The sequence below is a fragment of the Robinsoniella peoriensis genome (genome assembly GCF_000797495.1).
GTDB classification, from domain to species: Bacteria; Bacillota; Clostridia; order Lachnospirales; family Lachnospiraceae; genus Robinsoniella; species Robinsoniella peoriensis.
This window is the reverse complement of record NZ_JTGN01000001.1, coordinates 924178-945495: the sequence shown is the minus strand read 5'-3', so window position 1 is coordinate 945495 and position 21318 is coordinate 924178. Positions and strand designations below refer to the sequence as shown.

Annotated in this window: 14 protein-coding genes; 9 read left to right on the top strand and 5 right to left on the bottom strand. The window is 41.7% G+C overall.

What is annotated here, in order from left to right:
* The first annotated feature begins 2 nt into the window (after positions 1-2).
* From QR40_RS03870 to QR40_RS03860, 3 genes are all read left to right on the top strand, one after another.
* Complete coding sequence (locus QR40_RS03870; RefSeq protein ID WP_052430680.1) at positions 3-1376, top strand: ABC transporter substrate-binding protein; 1374 nt, start codon at positions 3-5, stop codon at positions 1374-1376.
* 64 nt (positions 1377-1440) lie between these two features.
* Complete coding sequence (locus tag QR40_RS03865; protein ID WP_044293393.1) at positions 1441-2841, top strand: family 4 glycosyl hydrolase; 1401 nt, start codon at positions 1441-1443, stop codon at positions 2839-2841.
* Positions 2838-6005 (top strand): glycosyl hydrolase, encoded by a 3168-nt coding sequence (locus tag QR40_RS03860; RefSeq protein ID WP_044293392.1) that lies wholly within the window; start codon positions 2838-2840, stop codon positions 6003-6005. The genes QR40_RS03865 and QR40_RS03860 overlap by 4 nt, the downstream gene beginning before the upstream one ends.
* Before the next feature lie 136 nt (positions 6006-6141).
* Here the strand turns inward: QR40_RS03860 and QR40_RS03855 are convergent, their stop codons facing one another.
* The gene (locus QR40_RS03855) at positions 6142-7122 is read right to left on the bottom strand and encodes a serine hydrolase domain-containing protein (protein WP_044293391.1); all 981 of its coding nucleotides are present in this window, start codon (positions 7120-7122) and stop codon (positions 6142-6144) included.
* A gap of 49 nt (positions 7123-7171) precedes the next feature.
* Positions 7172-7996 carry a MerR family transcriptional regulator gene (locus QR40_RS03850; protein WP_027292075.1) on the bottom strand — a complete coding sequence of 275 codons (825 nt, stop codon included), beginning with the start codon at positions 7994-7996 and terminating at the stop codon, positions 7172-7174.
* 280 nt (positions 7997-8276) lie between these two features.
* Between QR40_RS03850 and QR40_RS03845 the strand changes: the two genes are divergently transcribed.
* The 5 genes from QR40_RS03845 to QR40_RS03825 all read left to right on the top strand — a co-directional run bounded on the left by QR40_RS03845 (position 8277) and on the right by QR40_RS03825 (position 15332).
* Positions 8277-9842, top strand: a complete 1566-nt coding sequence (locus tag QR40_RS03845) for a response regulator transcription factor (protein ID WP_044293390.1) — start codon at positions 8277-8279, stop codon at positions 9840-9842.
* A gap of 175 nt (positions 9843-10017) precedes the next feature.
* Positions 10018-10962: an ABC transporter permease gene (locus tag QR40_RS03840; protein WP_044288833.1), complete on the top strand. Its 945-nt coding sequence runs from the start codon at positions 10018-10020 to the stop codon at positions 10960-10962.
* A 13-nt stretch (positions 10963-10975) separates the two neighbouring features.
* Complete coding sequence (locus QR40_RS03835; protein ID WP_242849013.1) at positions 10976-11890, top strand: carbohydrate ABC transporter permease; 915 nt, start codon at positions 10976-10978, stop codon at positions 11888-11890.
* Between the two features lie 36 nt (positions 11891-11926).
* Positions 11927-13531, top strand: coding sequence for a type 2 periplasmic-binding domain-containing protein (locus tag QR40_RS03830; protein WP_044293388.1), 1605 nt, complete (start codon positions 11927-11929; stop codon positions 13529-13531).
* A gap of 79 nt (positions 13532-13610) precedes the next feature.
* Entirely contained in the window at positions 13611-15332 is a 1722-nt protein-coding gene (locus tag QR40_RS03825; protein WP_044293387.1) for a sensor histidine kinase, read from the top strand.
* A 144-nt stretch (positions 15333-15476) separates the two neighbouring features.
* Here the strand turns inward: QR40_RS03825 and QR40_RS03820 are convergent, their stop codons facing one another.
* From QR40_RS03820 to hdhA, 3 genes are all read right to left on the bottom strand, one after another.
* Complete coding sequence (locus QR40_RS03820) at positions 15477-17474, bottom strand: glycoside hydrolase family 31 protein (protein ID WP_044293386.1); 1998 nt, start codon at positions 17472-17474, stop codon at positions 15477-15479.
* 87 nt (positions 17475-17561) lie between these two features.
* Positions 17562-18449, bottom strand: a complete 888-nt coding sequence (locus QR40_RS03815) for a helix-turn-helix domain-containing protein (protein ID WP_044288832.1) — start codon at positions 18447-18449, stop codon at positions 17562-17564.
* 291 nt (positions 18450-18740) lie between these two features.
* On the bottom strand, positions 18741-19538 hold the full coding sequence (gene hdhA / locus QR40_RS03810; RefSeq protein ID WP_027292068.1) for a 7alpha-hydroxysteroid dehydrogenase: 798 nt from the start codon (positions 19536-19538) through the stop codon (positions 18741-18743).
* A gap of 234 nt (positions 19539-19772) precedes the next feature.
* Between hdhA and QR40_RS03805 the strand changes: the two genes are divergently transcribed.
* On the top strand, positions 19773-21119 hold the full coding sequence (locus tag QR40_RS03805) for an MFS transporter (RefSeq protein ID WP_044293385.1): 1347 nt from the start codon (positions 19773-19775) through the stop codon (positions 21117-21119).
* Positions 21120-21318 lie beyond the last annotated feature (199 nt).

The window sequence follows — 21318 nt, the reverse complement described above, 5'->3', positions numbered from 1 at the left end:
AAATGAAAAGAAGAAAAATTACAGCGTTACTTTTAAGCTGCACTATGGCAGCAGTTTTGTTTGCAGGATGCAGTTCGGGATCAAAAGATTCGGCAGATAACAATGCAGCAGCAGACAGTTCGGAAACGGAGTCGGGGAAATCTGATGCAGCAGGCGGGAAAGTGGAGATCTCTTTTTGGGATAATAATGCGGATACGGTTCGTACGGAAATTTTTAAACAGATCATTGCAGAGTTTGAAGCAGAGAATCCGGATATTAAGGTAAATTTCGTCCCTGTTCCGGCTGATCAGGCGAAATCTAAATATGATGTGGCAATTCAGGGAGGGACTGCACCGGACTGCGGCATTGTGTCCCAGTATTGGATGAGCGATTTTATTATTCAAAATGCCCTGGTTCCATTAGATGATTATCTGGCTGGATGGGCGGATGCAGATCAGCAGCTGGAAGTATTCCAGGAGAGTATCCGGGACATGGCGCCGGACGGAAAAACATATGGGCTGGCACAAACTGTTACTATTCCTGCTGTTTGGTACAATACGAATATTCTAAAAGAAGCAAATATACAGGTACCAGAGGATTGGGATGAAATTATTACAGCTGCGGAAAAAGCAACAAATAAAGAAAAGGGTATTTACGGATTCTCTCTTCGCGGCGGTGCCGGAAATTCCCAGCAGTTCGAGCAGATGATGTATCAGTATTCCGGTATCACGCAAATGTTTGATGAAGATGGGAAATCCACAATTAACGACCCTGCGCATGTGCAGCTCTTAGACAGCTTTGCAAAGATTTATAATGTCTATACGCCGGAGAGTGATATTACCAACGGGGCAACGGAAATGATTTCCGCCTTTGACTCCGGATCTGCAGCGATGATCTTCCACAATCTTGGATCATATGGACTGCACAGAGATACATTGGGGGCGGAAAATTTTGATTCCCTGGTAACCCTGAATTCTAAAAAAGATACAAAAGTAATTGTATCGAATGGCTGTATGGGAGTGTCCATTTTCAACAATTCCAAACACCCGGAGGAAGCATTTAAGTTTATCAGTTATTTATGTGAGAAAAATGGCAGCAGTAAGTTCAACGAAAAAATCGGTCAGGTACCTTGTAATAAAGAAGCCCTGGAGGATGACTGGGTAGCTAAAGCAGCACCGATTAAAGAGGCTGCGGATGCTTTGTTAGATGAAAATACGGAACTTGCAACACTGCCAATCAATGTAATCGGTTATTATGATCTCCATCAGAATGTTCTGGTCGAAGGCTTTCAGAATGTACTACTGGGAAATACCAGTGCTCAGGAATTTTTGAATGATTGGGCAGATCAAATGACCCAGTTAAAAGCAGAATATGATGCCAATGTAAAAAATAAATAAACTAAGGGAAAGATGCTGTTACAATGACCTTTCCGGAATGAGTAAGAAAGGATGTTAAACAAAGATGATGTATAAGGACCATAAAATAAAAGACATGAAAATAACTTATATTGGCGGAGGCTCCCGGGGCTGGGCATGGGTATTTATGGGAGATCTGGCTAAAGAAGAGGCACTTGGCGGAACCGTGTGCCTGTATGATATGGATCAGGAAGCAGCCGGTCACAATAAAGTAATAGGTGATGCGCTCACAGCAAGAGCAGATATGCCAGGAAAATGGAAATACCAGGTGGCAGAGCGTCTGGAGGACGCCCTGACCGGAAGTGATTTTATTATTATATCTATTCTGCCGGGAACTTTTGATGAAATGCAGTCCGATGTACATGCTCCGGAAAAATATGGGATTTACCAATCAGTAGGAGATACGGCAGGACCGGGAGGAATGATCCGGGCAATGCGCACTATTCCGATGTTTGTAAAAATAGCAGAGGGCATAAAGGATTTTGCACCAAAAGCATGGGTTATCAATTATACCAATCCCATGAGCATCTGTGTTAAGACTTTATATCATGTGTTCCCGAAAATAAAAGCATTTGGATGCTGTCATGAAGTATTCGGCACTCAGAAAGTATTAAAGGGAATTCTGGAGGAAACCACTCAGCTGACAGGGATTGACCGCAGTGACATCCATGTAAATGTTCTTGGGATCAATCACTTTACATGGTTTGACCAGGCATCTTATGAGGGAATCGACCTGCTGCCTGTTTACCGTGATTATGTTGAACACCACTTCGAAGAAGGGTATGAGGAAAATGATAAAAACTGGGCGAATTCTACCTTCAACTGTGCACACCGGGTGAAATTTGACCTGTTTTGTAAATATGGTCTGATCGCCGCAGCAGGTGACCGCCATCTGGCTGAGTTTCTGCCTGGTGATATCTATTTAAAAGATCCCGGGACTGCGGCACATTGGAAATTCGGACTGACAACGGTGGAATGGAGAAAACAGGATTTAAAAGAACGGCTTCAAAAGAGCAGGCGTCTGGTATCCGGTGAGGAAGAAATGAAACTGGAGGATTCCGGAGAAGAAGGAATCGCTTTAATTAAAGCGCTGTGTGGGTTTACCAGAGTTGTAAGCAATGTAAATATTCCGAATACGGCAGGACAGATTAAAAATCTTCCGTTAGATGCGGTAGTAGAAACAAATGCCCTGTTCGAAAGGGATTCCATAAAGCCACTTTATGCAGGGGAACTTCCATGCAGTATTCTGAAGCTGACCATGCCGCATTTGGATAATCATGAGCGCACTTTAAAAGCTGCGCTTACCTGTGACAGACAATTGTTAATGGAAGCATTTCTTCATGATCCGCTGATTCATGAACGGCTTTCTGGGGAACAGACAGAATCCCTGATAAATGAAATGCTGCAAAATACCCGGAAATATTTACCGAAGGAGTGGCAGTTATGAGTTGGGAAGAAGCATTTCGCAATCCGCCGAAAGAAAACCGTATCCATCCTTTCTGGTTCTGGAACGGAGATATTACGAAAGAGGAAATAGAGCATCAGATAGAAGAGATGTCAGAAAAAGGGCTGGGCGGAATGTTTATCTGCCCAAGACAGGGGCAAACGGTGCCTTACCTTTCGAAAAAGTGGTTCGAACTGATCGAATTTGCCTGCCAGAAAGCAAAAGAAAATGGGCTGGAAAGTTGGTTGTATGATGAATACCCTTATCCCTCTGGCATGAGCGGAGGAGAGGTATTGCTCCGTCATCCGGAAGCGGAGCATATGGTTCTCCATCACTATGCATTTGAAGCGGAAGGCGGTGTGGAATTCACCAGAGTGCTGGAATTTGAAGAAATTCTCTATGCAGCCGCTTTTCAGGTTGTGGATGGACAGTGTGATCCGGAGCATCGGATTGATCTAAAGGATTTCATTGGGAATCTGCAGCAGACAGAAATTTATCAGAAAACAGGACTGACAGCTTATAATAACAAAAGATTTTTCACATACGGACCAAGGGAAGTACTGGTGGTGACACTGCCGCAGGGAGATTGGAGGATTGAAATTTACGGACAGGCGCCGCTTGGGGATTTTAAATATTACGGAGGATTTTTTGATCCCTGTAATCCCCGGGCAGTCCGAACATTTTTGGAGACTACCCATGAAAAATATGCCAGGCAGATCGGGGACCGGTTTGGAGACACCGTAATGGGGATGTTTTCCGATGAAGTGGGGATGTTAAGCCCCATTCCCTGGTCCAGGCGTGTTCCGGAAGAATTTGAAAAGAGAAAAGGGTATTCCCTGCTGGATAATCTGCCCGCACTTCACAACCATACCTGGGAAAATGCTTATAAAATCCGCTATGATATGTATGATGTAGTTCATCAGATTTTTGTGGAGAGCTATCATAAACAGGTCGCGGACTGGTGCGAAGAACACCATCTTTCCTATGCAGCTGAGGTTCCTTTTATGAGATTATCCACACAGCGTTACAGTACAATTCCTGGTGGAGACACTGCTCATGAAAAAGCGGGAAAAAGCCTGGAATGGATTTATGACAAATACCTGCGGCATTTCCGGTACAGTGCAAATGCAGTTGGTTCTCTTGCAAAGCAGCTGGACAGGAAACAGGCTTTAATTGAAAGTTTTCATAGTGTGGGCTGGACGATGACCATGCAGGATGCAAAATGGATGATTGACAGATTGGGATGCAGCGGTATCAATATGTTCAACTTCCATGCATTTTATTATACCATTGATTCCATTGCGAAACACGATGCACCTCCGTCACAGTTTCTTCAGAATCCTTATTGGAAAGAATATCGTCAGCTGGCTGACTATGTAGGGCGCATGTCTGTATTTATATCCGAATCAAAAGAGATCTGTTCCATTGCTGTTCTGGATCCGTCACCAACGTTGTGGTCCCTTCTGGGTGATCCTTTTCAGGGATTTCCTTACCGGGGAGAAGACCGGGAAGAAGAGAAGCTTTGTGATCAGATCAGGGATGACTGGGTTTATACTACCAAGACCATTTTGCTAAATCAGCTACAGTACGATCATCTGGATTCTGAGATGCTTCCTCAGTTTGAAGTGAAAAATGGCAGATTGATAATGGGCAGGGCATCTTATGGACGGGTAATTATCCCACCGGCATTTTTCTATGAAAAAGAAGCGCTCAATAAGCTTACGGAATTCCTGAGAGGGGGAGGGCATCTTCTATTTCTTGGAAGGCTTCCGGATAAATCCCTGGACACTGGAATTACCGATGAGGAGATGGAAATGAAGTGGCGTCATCTGTTAACGGAATATCCGGATCAGGTAACATTTCTGCCGTCTGCAGGTGCATTTAAGGATGCAGGTATGGAAGAAGCAATGATCAGCTGCTGCAGGAGAATTGTAGATGCCCCCTTTGAAATCTGTCTTAACGAAGAGCACAGGAAAGAATTCATAACTTCTATTCGTGCGGATGAAGAGGGCAATATCTATGTATTACTTGCAAACCAGGGGATGGATTATGTGGAAGCAGAAATAAAAAATAAAAGGAAGCATCTGTGTTTTGCGGCAGAACAGTATTGCCTGGATAATGGGGAAAAGCACCAGCTTGGTACGATAGAAGAAGGACTTACTCTGGAATTTGCACCGCTGGAAAGCAAGTGTATCTGCTTTTCGCCCCGAGAGAGCAGGGAAGCCGCATTATCATCCAAATTACCTAAAGTAACAATTGGAACGGAAGAGCCTATGCAGATAGAAATATCAGGGGGCAATATTCTTAGAATAGATCAGTTTCAGATGTCCCTGGATCAGATTCACTGGACAGACACGGAGGTAAAGACATTTGCAGAACAATGCGCAGAACAACCGGTATTGGCTGCCGAACAGTTTAAATTCGAAAGTGATTTTGGGACACCGAAGCAGGTACATATCCAATATCCGGTGAACGTTTCTTATCGAACAACGTTTCAAATAAAGGAAATGCCGGAAAATATTGCTCTTTTACTGGATAAGCGGACTATTACCGGCAATTATGTGATTTGCATTAATGGGAATGAGATCAGAGAAAAAGATTTTAAAGGGGTTTTTATCAATGATCAAAATAATAGAATCTGTGATATTTCCCAATGGGTGATTCCGGATGTAAATATACTTTCAGTGGAGGTAGAAGTTGCGATAGAGTCGGACGGGATTCGTGATCCGCTGTATCTCATAGGCAGCTTTGGTGTTAACGAGAGGCGTGAATTGATTAAAAAACCGGAGACGGCTCAATTTTCTCCTGATTTTACAGAAGGATTTCCTTATTACAGCGGGACGCTTACCTTTACTAAGGAGGTTTGCTTTGTAATACAGGGAATGCCGGAAACATTCATCTTGGACTTTGATTTTAAAGATACGTGTCTGGAATGTCTGGAAGTCCGGATGAACGGACACAGCCTGGGTGTGAGGGCATATACCCCATATCAGTGGGAATGCAGACGGGAATATCTGAAAGATGGAGAAAATATTATTCAAATCAGGAGAATCAATACGCTGGCGAATATGTTGGATGGCACTTATTTCGATTATGGGAAACATGAGTTGATACCGATTTATCCGGTTTCTATAAAGCACATGCTTCCCGCAAGCAGTCTGCTGTAAGTGTCTCACCTTGGCTTACTTTTTCCTGATCCGGCAACACCTGTTATCACGTTTAAAAAGCCTGCGGGAATACGAACACTGACGTCCTGCAGGTTATTCACATTTGCTATACGGGGTGTGCCAATGCGGGAAATTATCAATGTTCAAAAATGGGTTCGATGTATTCTCTAATCAGTTCCAGCCTGTCCTTAGCTTTTGGTACAAAAAAGGAAGCGATGGATATTACCATATTTTTCTTTTTATGAAAGTATATTACATTCCCCCCATCGCCCATAGCAGCGCAGACATGGTCTTTTTTATCCATAATCCACCATAGATATCCATAATTCAGATTTTGTTTTTTCCACTGGCTGTGTACTTTTGTGCTCTCATCTAACCACTTAGCTGAAACAATTTGTTTTCCATCCCACATTCCGTCATTTAAGTATAATTGACCTATTTTTGCCATATCCAGTGGAGAGAGCGTCAGCCCCCAGCCTCCTGTATTTATGCCGGTTGTGTCTGTGGCCCATCCACTGATCGTTTTAGATTTGTTAAACTCCATTTGTTCTTCTTTATTATGAAAAATCAGATTTCGCTCTACTGTAATTCCCAATGGTGCGAATAGATTTTCTGCTGCAAAATCTAATACAGACTGCCCGGTTGCCCGGACAAGAATGCCCGACATTATATCCGGTCCAATCAGCGGTGTATATCTGAATTCTCCTATTTTACCCCTCCCGCCTAATAAATCCAGGGTAAATTTTACACAGTCGTCGCTTGTGAAATATTTTATATAGGGAGCAACTCTGTATTTATATGGAGCTGTCATGGTAAGCAGATTTTCAAGGGTAATATTCTGTATGGTTTTTTCTCTGGATTTAACGGTATAATCCGGGAAAAAATCCAATACTTTCTGATCGATACTTTTAATTTTACCCTTGTCTATGGCAATGCCAATCAATATGGAAACAATACTTTTTGTTACGGAATAAACATGGATCCGGCTGTCAGCATTGCATTCATTAAAGTAATTTTCATAGAGTATTTTTCCTTCTTTTTGTACAACGATGCCAGCTGTATTGCTATAATCTTTCTGTATTTTCTTTTCTAACTCTGTTATTTTTTCCAGGTTCATTTTAAGCTCTCCTTAATTAGAAATTTTGTTTAGCTGCAATGATTTTAGATCAAACCTTTTTTTTGACAGGGTAATAAACTTCGGTTAACAGTTCACTTTCATCTGCAGCCTGGGAAGGGTCAGTTACATATACTTCATAAAGGGCATTATTGTTTTCATAGCCTTCTTTTTCCGCCCACTCACGCTGCTTCGTGTATACCGAAGACAAGTCGGAATAAGAACCGTGTACGACTGTTTTTAAACATAGCCCGGGGTGAAAATCCCTTGTCCCCGTAACATACTCTTTGATCGGGACTGCGAATTCTATATCCAACCCAAACGGGCTAAAGTCTGCACTGTGGAAAAGTACCATGGGCGGGGCAAGTACAGTTAATTTATCATCTGCTATTTTTCTGAATATTTTACCGTAGCAATTTCCGTATTCTTCTGCAATATCACATTCGGTAACCATTTTTCGAATAGACAGGAGATACATCACAGGAACTTCTACAAGCTGCACATCAATGTTTTCCAAATATGACATAATGGATTTACCCTGTTTTAAAATTGTAATATCATGATTGAGCTGGTCTAACGTCTTTTGAAATTCTGTGACCTGTTGCTCAATTTCCTTTTTCTTCCGGATCAGTTCCTGATAAAGTTTTTCATCCTGCAATTCCTGCGAACCGAGGATGGTCTTGATTTCCTCTAAAGAAAAATTGTATGATTTCAGGCGGTTGATAAATAACATGGTTTCTAACTGTTCCACGGAATAATACCGGTAACCATTTTCCGGGTTGATTTCATCAGGCAGAATGAGACCGATTTCCGCATAGTAACGAAGAGTCTTTGTTGATACTTTGCATATATTTGAAAACTCTCCAATCGATAACATCGAATATCCTCCTTCCAGCGAACCTTTTCGCTTGTCTCTATCTTACACCTTGCCCTAAGGGTAAAGTCAATGTGATAAATTTGGCATGGTATATTATGAAGGTAACATGATATGAAAATGGAATCAAGTAAGTAAGCACATACACATTTGAAGACGATGTCGATGTAGAAATACCACCCTAATTATGCTAAAATAGAAAAAACAATAAAAATGGTATGAAGCAGACAGCTTTCGGCTATGGCAGAAAAATTATGGGGATACTGCAGAAGGGGAGATGTTTATGGAAATAAGTATGTTGATTGTAGATGATGACAGGCTGGTAACGGAAAAGGTGGAAAAGACGGTTGATTTTCAACGTCTTGGAATCAGTAATGTCCTCACGGCCAGTAATATCCGCCAGGCAATAAAGCTGCTTGAGGAAATGCCGATACAGATTTTGCTGTCGGATATTGAGATGCCCCAGGGAAGCGGCCTGGAACTGCTGGAGTGGATACGGCAAAAACAGCTTCCGGTGGAATGTATATTTCTGAGCAGTTATGCTTATTTTAGCTATGCACAGAAAGCAATGCAGCTCAATTCCAGTGAGTATCTGGTAAAACCCGTAACCACAGAGGAATTGGAAATAGCGCTGCAGAGGAGTATTAAGCGGGTAATGGAAAAGGCAGAGGATCATGGTGGTGAGAACAGAAATCTGACTTTATGGGAAATGTGCCTGTTATCACAAAATCCCAGAAAGCATCTGGAAGCAGAAAAGGAATTGCACCGGATTTATGGGAATACGGCGTTTAGCCTGAATTTTATACGCATTTTTCCGGATCGGGATCATAGTGGGAAAAAAGATGCTGTGCGGTATCAGATTCTGGTAAGCAGTAATGTAAGAAAGATACTGGATCGGGGACAGGCGGAAGCGCTGATCCGCGTAGATGTCTGTGAATGGATGTTAATCTGGAAGGAGCCGCGTCCATTCCGTATGCAAGAAAAAAAACAGGAGTTGTGCCGCTGTTTACAAAGGGTGCTTTCACAGCCGGTTTGTATTTATGCCGGCAATATGGGAAAGGTGGGAGAACTGCAGTCTAGTCTGGAACATTTAGAGCAGATGGAGATGGATACAGTGCCGGGGGATAATCCTGTCTTATACGAAGCAGACTGGCTGAAACAGGAATCCCGGGAGGCTGGTGCCGGGGTCTGTCTTCCGGCTGACAGTTGGTTTGCAGAACTTGAACAGTCCGCAGATTTTATGCATATACAGAAGGAAATACTGGATTGTACCGATACTAATGCGAAAGACGGCATTTTATCGGTTCACACTCTCAAGGAACTGCATAAGAAAATCATGGAACTGACAGACAGACATCTGCGGGAGCGTGGACAGGTTCTGGAATCTATATTTGATATGCAGGAGTTAGAAAACTATGAAAAAGAGGCTTACCGGACAATTGAAAGCTGGAGGACCTTTATACGTTTTCTGTTTGAAAAGCTGGAAGGAAATCAAAAATGTGACCGGAGACAGGAATCGGTGGCTGAGTGCCTGAAGCGATACATCGAAGAGAACCTAAAAGCAGACCTGTCCAGAAAGACATTAGCTGCACAGGTTTATTTGTCGGAAGATTATATCTCCCGCATATTTATGAATGCTTCCGGGGTGTCAATTACTTCTTATATTGCATCCAGAAGAATGGAGAGGGCAAGAAAATATCTGGTGGAGACCGGGCTTCCGGTGAGTAAAATAGCAATGGAAGTCGGGTATAGTAATTTTTCTTACTTTAGTAAGACCTTCCGGGATTTAACGGGTGTTACACCAAATGAATACAGGCTGAGAAAAGCGAAAGAAAGGAATCAGCAATGATCAAATTTCATGTTTGATTATCAAAAAAACGGAATAATAATAAAATTCTGTTATATGGAAATAGAAAGAGGTGGGAAATCCGCCTCTTTTTTGTTAGTGCACAACTTAATAATTACAGAAAAGAATCGGTGTATTTTATATAATATGTTTATCATTGAACAGGGAGGAAAGGAAGATGCGCAAATCAAAAACCGCTGTTATACCAAAACAAAGGTTTCAGGTTATGAAAAAAGGCATAAAGAGAAGCAGAGCATTATACCTGCTTATGCTTCCGGCAATTATAATTATGCTGTTGTTTATGTACTATCCCATGTACGGGGTAATTATTGCCTTTAAGAATTTCACACCGGCAGGAGGGATTTTAGGCAGTCCATGGGTGGGACTGAAGAACTTTGAACAGTATTTCAACTCTTATCAATTCTGGCCCACGATTCGTAATACCCTTGTAATCAGTCTTTATACGATTGTTGTCACGTTTCCGCTGCCAATCGCGCTGGCGTTGATGTGTAATCAGATCACCAGAACCAGATTTAAGAAATTTTTTCAGGTATCTATGTATCTGCCTCATTTTATATCAACCGTTGTTATGTGCGGTATGATCATTTTGTTCTTATCACCAAGTCATGGAATTATTGCCAGGCTTTTAAGCTATGCAGGGGTTACATTGCCCAACCTGATGGGGTCACCGGGAGCATTTCCCAGTATCTATGTATGGACGGAGGCATGGCAGCATGTGGGATGGGACAGCATTCTATACATAGCTGCATTATCTGCGGTAGATCCGTCTTTGTATGAAGCAGCAACCATGGACGGTGCAAGTAAATGGCAGAAATTAAAGCATATCGATATTCCGATGCTGCTGCCAACGGCAACGATTATGTTCATACTTCGTGCGGGCAGTGTTATGGGGATTGGATTTGAAAAGGTTTATCTGCTTCAGAATACCCTGAACAGCGGAACCAGTGAGATCATTGCTACTTATGTATATAAAATGGGATTGATCAGCAACCAATACAGCCTCTCCGCCGCAATAGGACTTTTTAATAACGTGATTAACCTTGCACTTCTGCTTCTGGTGAATCAGATTTCAAAAAAGATGAGCAATACATCACTGATATAGGAGGGAGATAACATTGACATCAAAAGGAAAAGCAGTAAAACGAATGAAGATCAAAAAATCAAAAGAGGATAAGATCTTTGATATTTTTCTATATGGGATTGCCATTATTATTTTGATTATTGTACTCTATCCAATGTATTTTATTATCATCGCTTCCTTTAGTAATCCTGCGGAAGTAGCTGCCGGGAATATCACATTTTTTCCCAAAGGACCTACATTAAAGGGATACCGTAAGCTGGCAGAATATGCACAGCTCTGGGTAGGATATAAGAATACCATTCTATACACGGTTATCGGAACCTTAATAACCCTGGTAACAAATATTCCGGCAGCCTATGCTCTTTCACGCCGTGATCTTTATGGTAGAAAGTTTTTAACGGTATTTTTTCTGATTCCTATGTTTTTCACTGGCGGTTTGATACCGACTTATCTGGCAATCAAGCAATTTCAGCTTCTGGATAATTTCTGGGTCATGGTTTTACCATTTTCCGTGGTTACTTATTACATTGTTGTTGCCAGGACTTTTTTTGGAAACACCCTGCCGGAGGAACTTTGGGAATCCGCCCAGATAGACGGCTGCGGAACACTTACATTTTTTTTCAAAATGGTTCTGCCTCTATCCAAAGCAGTGCTGGCGGTTATCGCCCTGTGGGCTGCGGTAGGACAATGGAATTCCTATTTTAATGCATTAGTGTATCTGCGCAATCCCGATCTTCAGCCATTACAGCTGGTGCTCAGGAATATTCTCATCAGTAACCAGACCATTGTCAGTATGACAACCGGGGCGGCAGCAGTAGAGGCAAAGCAGACGGCAGAACTGATTAAATATGCAATTATAGTGATCTCCAGTCTCCCGATTATGTGCATGTATCCATTTGTGCAGAAGTATTTTAACAAGGGTGTAATGCTGGGGTCCCTGAAAGGATAAAGTAAAGCTGTAATTGAAAAGAAAAGGAGAAAAAGTATGAAAGCAAAAAGAGTAATGTGTATGTTGTTAGGAGCAGTCCTTGCCGGTTCCATGTTGGCAGGATGTCAGGGTGAGAGTCCGCGGGAATCAGAACAGCCTTCGGAAAGTGCAGATAATGATTTTTCAATCGTGACTGTACGCTGGACGGATACCTGGCCAATCGACTATCTTCATGAGGGAATTATGAAGGAAATGGAGGATAAGAGCGGTGTAAAGATCGACTGGAAGGTCTATTACGATACAGACTGGCAGGAGCAGAAATCGCTGCTGTTGGCTTCCGGAGAACTGCCGGATGCATTCTGGGGAAATATTTGTCTGAAGGATACAGATATCGCGCAAAACAAATCTTATTTTCTGGAACTGTCGGATCTGATTGACCAGAATATGCCTAATCTGAAGAAAGTGCTGGAAAAAGAACCGGAACTGAAAGCAAGAATTACAGATCGTGACGGTAAGATTTACAGCCTTCCCAAAAAAGCACCGCTGCGTCCAAAGGTGGATGGAAACTGTATGTACATCAATAAAAAATGGCTGCAGAATCTGAACCTGGAAATGCCAGAAACATATAAAGAATTAGAAGACGTACTCTATAAATTTGTGACAGAAGATGCTGACGGAGATGGAGATAAGGGAAATGAAATTGGAATTACCGGAAATGCCAGTCAGTATGTTGCCAGCAATACGATGCGTGACCTGATGGCTCCATTTGCAACAATCGTAAGCCGCGACAATAATTATATGGGGCTGGATTCAGAGGGAAATCCAGTATTTATTCCTACCCAGGAGAATTATAAAGAAGGTGTCATGTGGCTGAATGAGATGTACCAGAAAGGAATTCTGGATCCTGAATTTTTCACCCAGGAAGCGTCTATGGCAACCAGTAAAATACAGTCTGCTGAAGTAGGGTTAATTACCGGATGGACAGCTGATGCCGTAGCCGGTCCGGTAGCTGACCAGTATGAGGTAGTACCGGCGCTGGAGGGTCCTGACGGCGGTCATTATGTGGAATATGCACCGAGTTTTCTGGATGTGTCAGACCGTGAACTGGTGTTGACCAAGGACTGTAAAAATCCGGAAAAACTGCTTCAATATGCGGATCAGTTTTATGATGATGAGGTGTCATTGCAGACCTATTACGGATCCATACCTGATCAGATCAAGAAGAATGAGGATGGTACTTATGAAGTACTGGTTCCTACAGATGGAAGCTCACTGGATACTTCCGCCTGGTCTAATTCCATGCGTGATTTTGGTCCCAAATATATGAATGAAGATTTTTACTCCAAGGTTATTCTGCCGGAAGATCAGGGAGACGGTATCAAGCTTGCGGAAGATAAGGTCAATGAACAGTATGTGAATACAGATCGGAATATTGGACTGCCTATGTTGAAATATACGGAGGAAGAATTGACACAGCTGACTACCATTGGAACAGATATTTATAAATATGTGGAATCACAGTTTGCCCATTGGGTTGTGGACGGCGGTATTGAAACTGAGTGGGATGCTTATCTGAAACAGCTGGATACCATGGGACTTCAGGATTTGGTGAAGATTCATGATACAGCATTTAAAGCTTACCAGGAAGCAAATAAAGGCTGATATTGAAAATAAAGTGCTTAGCGGAAACACACTTTTGTGTTGCTGCTAAGTGCTGTTTTGCGTGAATGGAGAAGGTTCAATGAAGATAACAAAATGGCTGTTTTATAAAAAGCGGGGAAGTTTTGCAAAAATGACTTTGCGAATACTGGTTCCGGTGGTTCTGCTTTTGCTGGCAGTTCTGGTTATTATGTTCCGGGGGATGCAGCAGGCAAGAACCCTGGCTTATCAATATATCAAAGATACGGCGGAGCTTTATGTGACACAGATCAACCGTGACATAGAACAAATTCATGCGGAACAGATTACACGTATGAGCCGTGAACTGGATATCGCACAAATTCCTTCAGATATCGGACCGACAGACGGGAAGTACTATAGTCTGCTGCTAAATGTTATGGAGCAGAATCAGATTCTGAAAATCAGATATGCGGAAGCGAGTAACTTTTACGTTTATGACAGTAATGCAGATCTGTTGATTCTGGATACTGGAATTTATTACCGCTCCAGTCAGAAAAGTGAAAAGATTAAGCGCTTGTTGTCATTCCTGAAAGAGGGGAGGAATGAGAATATTGCCAAATGGACTTATTTTTATGATGGAGAAAAGGACTACATTGCAGGCTTATGCTATGTAGATGGGGTAGCATCCGGCTGTCTGATTCCCGTGGAATGGATCTTTCATAATCTGATACAGAAGACAAAAGGGTATCAGGTGGTACCGTTTATACAAAAGCCGGATGGGAATATTATGACGGTGGAAGACACACAGACTTACGACTATAATGATCTGATTAAAAAATCCATGGCGAAAGACCAGAGAGAATTGTATAGTTACAAAATCGGATATAGCGGAAGAATATACATGATTATCCATCCGGAGCACGGAATACTGGAAAATGTAATTCAGATGCAGATGTTTCTGACAATTTTGGCAGCGCTGATTGCAGCAGGTCTTTTGTTTGGTGCATATAATTATTATCGTAAAATTTTAATTCCCATGAGGCAGTTTATTGATGGACTTAAGAGAACAGAAGAGGAACAGTGGATCAATGAAAACGGGAGTAACAATATTATTGAACTGGAACAGGCGAGCAATGAGTTTAAAGGCCTTCTGCGCAAGATTAAACAATTAAAAATTGAAATTTATGAAAAGGAACTGGAACGGCAGAAAATAGAACTGGACTATATTCAGGAGCAGATAAATCCACATTTTTTCCTTAATTGCCTGAGTATTATCCATGGGATTGCCGAGGAAGCAAATGAATCCAGAATTGTAACTATTACCGGAATGCTGTCTGACTATATGCGCTATATTTTTCGGGATGCTTCGTCTAAGCGGACGGTATCAGAGGAATTAAAGCATGTGATGAATTATATCCGAATCCAGAAACTCAGGTATGGAGACAGCGCATTTGCTTTTGAAGTAATACAGGATGACGATGTAAGTGCCTGTCTGCTGCCTGCACTCTTGCTTCAGACGCTGGTTGAAAACGCAGTCATTCATGCAGTTTCCCTGGATCAGCATATTGAAATCACAATGTATCTGGCGCTGGAAGAACACGAAGATGGTAAATACATGTACGTTACCCTGTCAGACACCGGCAAAGGATTCCCTGCAAAAGTCCTCAAAGCGCTGGAAGAGGGGGAAAACATTGTCTATGACGGCAGGCGCCATGTAGGACTTCAAAATGCGGTGCAGCGGCTGCGGTTAATGTATCGGGATAAAGCGCAGATCCATTTTTCAAATATGGATGAAGGGTTTGGAGCGGTGACGGAGATTATTCTGCCTGTTGAAGAATTTTGAGAATTTTGATCTTATCAATAAATAATTTTAAATAATTCATTGCTAAATTACAAAACGGCGGTATGTGAGTTTTTCTGCACATAACGCCGTTTTATTGTGGGAAACCTGTTTTTTGTTGATAAATGAAAGTTTCTGAACTACATTTTAAATCTGTCTGATCAGGTAGTCTTGTCTTCCGTCACGGAGAAATACAGGAAGCGTATCAATATCTGCTTCAACATCCAGCCACTGGCCTCCTTCAAAAACTTCACCGGTTCTTGCAAGAGTCCAGCTGCAGTTTTCAGGAAGGTATACTTTGCGGGAGCAAGCGTGAGCTTCTACAATTGGCGCCACTAAAATATCGGAGCCATACATGTATTGGGTTTTTAAATCCCAGGTAAGAGGGTCTTCTGGAAATTCATAGAACATTGCCCGCATAACGGGAGCCCCTGCTTTATGTGCTTCTTCCATCAGGCTTCGTGTATAATCACGGAGCAGCTCACGTATCTCTATAAATTTTTTCATAATACGGTAGTTCTCTTCACCGTAGCTCCAGATTTCATTATCAGCGCCGGTGCCTTCTGTTTCTTCACCGTTCGCTTTATAGAGCGGTTCCCGTGGAAGCCGGTTGCCGTGAAGCCTCATTACAGGACAAAATGTACCGAATTGGAACCAGCGGACAAGCAGTTCCTGAAAATCCGCATCGTAAATATTGCCGCCATGAAATCCGCCGATATCGGTAGTCCACCAGGGTATTCCGGAGAGTCCCATCTGTAATCCTGCAACAATCTGATTCCGAAAGTCCTGATAAGTGGAGTGGATATCTCCCGACCAGATTAAAGCAGCATATTGCTGGCTGCCCGCCCATGCACAGCGTACCAGGTTTAAGATGTCTTTCTGGTCATTGGATTTCTGTCCTTCGTAGAAGCCCCGGGCATATTCCTTAGGATAGATATTTCCCTGCTGTAATACACTGCCGGTGTAATAACGATAATTATCATAATCATAGGTACCGTATTCCGGCTCTGCTTCATCCAGCCAGAATGCTTTTATGCCATATTTATAATAATTGTCTTTGCATTTATTCCAAACATATTCTCTGGCTTCCGGGTTAGTGGCATCATAAAAAACATTATTTCCCTGAAAATTCATTTGCACATTCATACCATGGTCGGTCTTCACCAGCAATCCCTTTTGCTGCATTTCTTCAAAGTTCTCACTGCGCCAATCAACCTGGGGCCAGACAGATACCATTATTTCCATGCCATAAGAGCGCAGTTCTTCCACCATTGCCGCAGGATCCGGGAAGAAGTGCTCATCAAAGCGGTAATCTCCGCAGCGGGGCCAATGGTAATAGTCAATAATGAATACATCCACCGGAATTTTACGCTGGTGGTATTCCCTTGCTATTTTCAGAACCTGTTCCTGATTATAATAGCGCAATTTACATTGCCAGAAACCTAATCCATACTCCGGCATCATGGGTGTCCTTCCGGTTGCCCCACTGTACTGTGACTCTATCTCAGCAGGATTATCGCCAACCGTAATCCAATAATCCATTTTTTTCGTGCTGTCGGCTCTCCATTCCGTTGTATTTTTACCAAAAGATACACTGCCGACCGCCGGATTATGCCAGAAAAAGCCGTAGCCTGAACTTGAGACATAAAAAGGAACAGATGCCTGTGAATTACGGTGAGCCAATTCCAGATTGCAGCCCTTTAAGTCCAGAATATCCTGCTGGTACTGTCCCATACCATAGATCTTTTCCCTGGGATCGGATTCAAAAGTAACTTTCAGGCGGTAATCACCGCCGGCATAAGGATTAAAGAACCGGGCTCTGCGGATCAAGGCACCTCCGCCATCTATTTCTTTTAAAATTACATCTTTACGATCGTTGTAAAAAGTCAGGACAGCGGCGCTGTTCCAGCCACGGGTATCAACGAGCGCAGAAATTTTTCCGTTGGAAATCGAGGCAGTATCTTCACCGATTGTAATGTTCGTTTCTACTGCCTCCTGTGGGAGCAGTGCACTGCTGGAAAGATCCAGCGGTCCGTTGGGTACAGAAATTACACGCAGGCTGTTTTTGCCCCATGCCATAATCCGTAATGTTTCACCGGCATTATGATATTCCAGATAATTGTCTCCATGAGTAAAGAATGACATAGCGAACCTCCTATAAATTATATTTGCCAGTATTATATAATTTTTTCAAGGTTAATGCATTTACGATACTGTCAGAGATTATTAAAATCATGTCATCTTACGAAATTGGCTTGGGGTCATTCCGGTTGCTTTTTTAAAAGAAACAGCAAAGTAATTACTGCTTTCAAATCCTACTTCAATTGCGATATCTATAATAGACATACTGGTTTCCTTTAACAAATCCATGGATCGGTTAATGCGGTATCTGTTTAAATAATGAACCGGTGTAGAGCGGAAAGAATGTTTAAAAAAACGGCAGAACTGTTCTTTGCTCAGGGAAATAGCTTTTGCAAGTTCATCCAGGTCTAAAGGGTTTTGATAATTTTCCTCCATAAAACTGAGAATTTTCTTTTTTCGCTCTTCATTGACATAATCCGAGACAGATTTCAGATTATGTTTTTGCTCTTTTTGCAGCAAATGATACAAAATCTGAAAGAGATAACCTTTTATGATTAGTTCCCGATAAGGTTCTGAAGATGAATAATTATATATCAGCTCGGCTAAAAGCTGCTGCACAGTTTCATTTTTCCGCTCATTATGAGACAACACATAGGAAGAAATAAATGTATTGTCAAAAAAAGGATCCAGCTGCTGGGTCTGAATGATATCCCCGTTCTTACTTGCTATAAAATCCTGGTGGAATACAATAGAGGTAAAACGGCATTTCTGATCCTGGTATTGGTAAGCTCCATGCAGAAGATTCGGTGGAATCAGCACTACGGTATTTTTCTCGGCAAATATAGAGATGCCATCTACTACAAGTTCGATTGCACCTTCCGTTACGAAAAGTATCTCTGCCTCTTCATGCCAATGATTATACAAAATCAAACCTTTTTCATGATATTCCATATCTTTATAAAGCTGTAACTGAAAATCCATATTCCCATGTGTTACCTGTTCACGGAAAAATTCACTGTTTACAGGATTGTTTTTCATTGCTCGGCCTCCTCTTTTAGAAGTACTTCAATATGTTTTGGCAATTCAAACGAAAGGTATAAACCAAACCATTCTTCCATGTCCCGTATTGAGTCACTTATAAGCAGGAAATATTAAAATATGACATTATATTAAGGATTATAAATCAAAAAGAGCAATTTGAAAACATATATTTTAACGATAGTGGAATTACATATATTTTACGACAGTGGAATTACATATATTTTAACGACAGTGGAATTACACATTTATTTAGACAATAGTGAAGTTACAAATCTGTGGAACTATAAATTATTGATCCGCTGTCCTTATCATGTCCGCATACTGAGGTGTGCCGATTCCATATCCTCCGGCTACATCAAGAATATGACCTGTAATATAAGATGAATCGTCACAGGAAAAAAACAGGGCTGCGTTGGCGATATCTTCGGGAGTGGCCATTCTGTTTAAGGGTACATGAGACAAAAAAGATTTTAAAAATGCTTCGGGCATATTTTTTAGTGCCGCATCTGTAGCGGTAAGACCGGGCAATACAGCATTACAGCGAATGTTCTGGCGTGCATACTGCATGGCGATCTGCTGGGTGATGTTGTTAACTGCCGCTTTTGAAACACCATAGCCGATTCTTGTGATATCCGGAATCATACCGCCTATGGAAGATATATTCACAACAGATCCGCCCCCGCCCTGTATCATGTGGGGGATTACCAGTTTGGTTATGCGGTAAACACTGCCTAGATTCAAGTCCAGAATTTCGAAAAAAGCCTCTTCTTTGCCGTTTACCAGATCCAGATCCTCAGCGGGCCTGCCGATTCCGAAATTATTAATTAAAATATCAATCCTGCCTTCAATTTTCATAGTTTCTTCAACCATGGATGTATAACTGGCTTTGTCAGTTGCATCAAAGTAGACGGGAAACATTTTAAATCCATTAGACTTATAATTATCGCAAATTTCCCGGGTTGCTTCTAATCTGCGTACGCCCATATAGACTGTAGCGCCGTTTTCAGCCAGTTTTAAGGCACAGGCAAGTCCGATACCCTTTGTTGCCGATGTAATCAGTGCAATTTTATTTTCAAGTTTCTTCATACTTGTTCACCATCCTAATTTTTTAAAAATCCAGATTAGTATTCGTATAAAAAAAATATTTTATTCGATTCAGGATGAGAAACAAAGAGTTAAGTTATTAATTATATAAGCGAATAAAAAAGGGAGAAAGGAGGAAACTTGTTTATGAGAGTAAATAAAGGAGAATACCGGCAGTCATGATGATGAATCAAAATGGAAATAAGAATATAATTAATAATTGCCGGATAGTAGATAATGAAAAAAATTAAATTACATTATGCATGGTTCGTTCTGCTGGGTGTTATATTGATCCGCGGATTTGCCGGAGGTGGAATTAATATGACATCCGGGCTGTTCCTGTTTCCAGTATCGCAGGAAATTGGAGTGGGAATGGGAACTCTGTCAATATATTTTAGCATTACTTCAATTGTGATGGTTTTATGGCTTCCATTTGCTGGAAAATTGATCAACAAATATGATATCCGTATCGTCACAATTGCAGGAGCAATTCTGCAGGCGCTTTCTTTTGTGGGAATGGGATTTATGAATGCTGTATATGGCTGGTATCTCTTAGCAATTCCCTATGCCATGGGTGCTACAATTCTGGTAAGCCTGTTAGGACCAATCCTGATTAACCGATGGTTCTCAAAAAATGCAGGAATGATGATGGGAATACAAATGGCATTTGTAGGGCTGTTCGGAGCAGTATTTCAGCCTGTGACTTCCAATATTATTTCCCAGCGGGGGTGGCGGTCCGGTTATATTTATATTGGTGGTGCCACATTTATAGTAGTTATATTAACGGCCCTGATACTACTTAAAAACAGGCCGGAAGAGAAAAAAACAATGCCTTATGGAGCAGTCGATTTCCAGTCTGCATGGCAGGAGACAAATAAGCAGGAGACAAATGAGCAGGAGACAAATGAGCAGGATCATGACAAATCAAAAGGGGATTATGAGACAGAAGGGCAGGTACATGATACGGTTGAAATATCAGAAAAGACAGCGCTTCGTTCCACTTCATTTTATTTACTGCTGTTTTTCATGATTGCAATCACCGGTATCGGAGTATTTACACAGCATATTCCAACCTACGGTTCGCTGCTGGGGTATAGCACCCGGGAGACCGGAAATGCATTGGCATTTGCTTCCGTTGGAAGTGCCATTGGATCTATTGCAATTGGAATTATCAGTGATAAAATTGGCAGCCTTAAGACATGTTATGGGATTCTGGGGATTGGTCTTATTGCAGTGATTGGATTTATATTAAGTGGAACAGGATTTCTGATTTTTAGCGTATCCACATTTTTACATGGTCTGATAAGCTCGGGAATCATGGTTCTGGCACCAATTCTCACAATAAAGTTTTATGGGCAGAAAGATTATGAAAAAATATTTGCAAAAGTTTCTATGGGTGCCCCTATTGCATCGATTATCCTGATTCCTGCGTACGGGTTTATTTATGATTTAACAGAAAGTTATCAGGTTGTTCTGGTGGGAATGATCTGCTTACTGGCTATTGCAGTGCTGTGTATATCAGTCGGATGGAAAAACAGATGTACGCAGTCGGGGTGCCCTTCGCCGTGGGGGACGAAGGGATAAAACTCAAGAGAGGGAAACCCGACATTATCTACATTATGAAAAATATAATGGTATGAAAGTACCCTTTGATGCATTAATTGTTCGCCCCAAATCACATCCTATAATCTTTCAGTTACTGTCTTTATGAAGCGCAAACTTATAGTGTGAAATCTAATTTAAAGGCTGGAGAGAGGCAGAGAACAGGTGGAAGATACTGATA

Excerpts from the sequence above, each read along its gene's own strand:
- QR40_RS03870 (WP_052430680.1), top strand. The coding sequence starts at position 3 with ATGAAAAGAAGAAAAATTACAGCGTTACTTTTAAGCTGCACTATGGCA.
- QR40_RS03865 (WP_044293393.1), top strand. The coding sequence starts at position 1,441 with ATGATGTATAAGGACCATAAAATAAAAGACATGAAAATAACTTATATT.
- QR40_RS03860 (WP_044293392.1), top strand. The coding sequence starts at position 2,838 with ATGAGTTGGGAAGAAGCATTTCGCAATCCGCCGAAAGAAAACCGTATC.
- QR40_RS03855 (WP_044293391.1), bottom strand. The coding sequence starts at position 7,122 with ATGAACCTGGAAAAAATAACAGAGTTAGAAAAGAAAATACAGAAAGAT.
- QR40_RS03850 (WP_027292075.1), bottom strand. The coding sequence starts at position 7,996 with ATGTTATCGATTGGAGAGTTTTCAAATATATGCAAAGTATCAACAAAG.
- QR40_RS03845 (WP_044293390.1), top strand. The coding sequence starts at position 8,277 with ATGGAAATAAGTATGTTGATTGTAGATGATGACAGGCTGGTAACGGAA.
- QR40_RS03840 (WP_044288833.1), top strand. The coding sequence starts at position 10,018 with ATGCGCAAATCAAAAACCGCTGTTATACCAAAACAAAGGTTTCAGGTT.
- QR40_RS03830 (WP_044293388.1), top strand. The coding sequence starts at position 11,927 with ATGAAAGCAAAAAGAGTAATGTGTATGTTGTTAGGAGCAGTCCTTGCC.
- QR40_RS03825 (WP_044293387.1), top strand. The coding sequence starts at position 13,611 with ATGAAGATAACAAAATGGCTGTTTTATAAAAAGCGGGGAAGTTTTGCA.
- QR40_RS03820 (WP_044293386.1), bottom strand. The coding sequence starts at position 17,474 with ATGTCATTCTTTACTCATGGAGACAATTATCTGGAATATCATAATGCC.
- QR40_RS03815 (WP_044288832.1), bottom strand. The coding sequence starts at position 18,449 with ATGAAAAACAATCCTGTAAACAGTGAATTTTTCCGTGAACAGGTAACA.
- hdhA (WP_027292068.1), bottom strand. The coding sequence starts at position 19,538 with ATGAAGAAACTTGAAAATAAAATTGCACTGATTACATCGGCAACAAAG.
- QR40_RS03805 (WP_044293385.1), top strand. The coding sequence starts at position 19,773 with ATGAAAAAAATTAAATTACATTATGCATGGTTCGTTCTGCTGGGTGTT.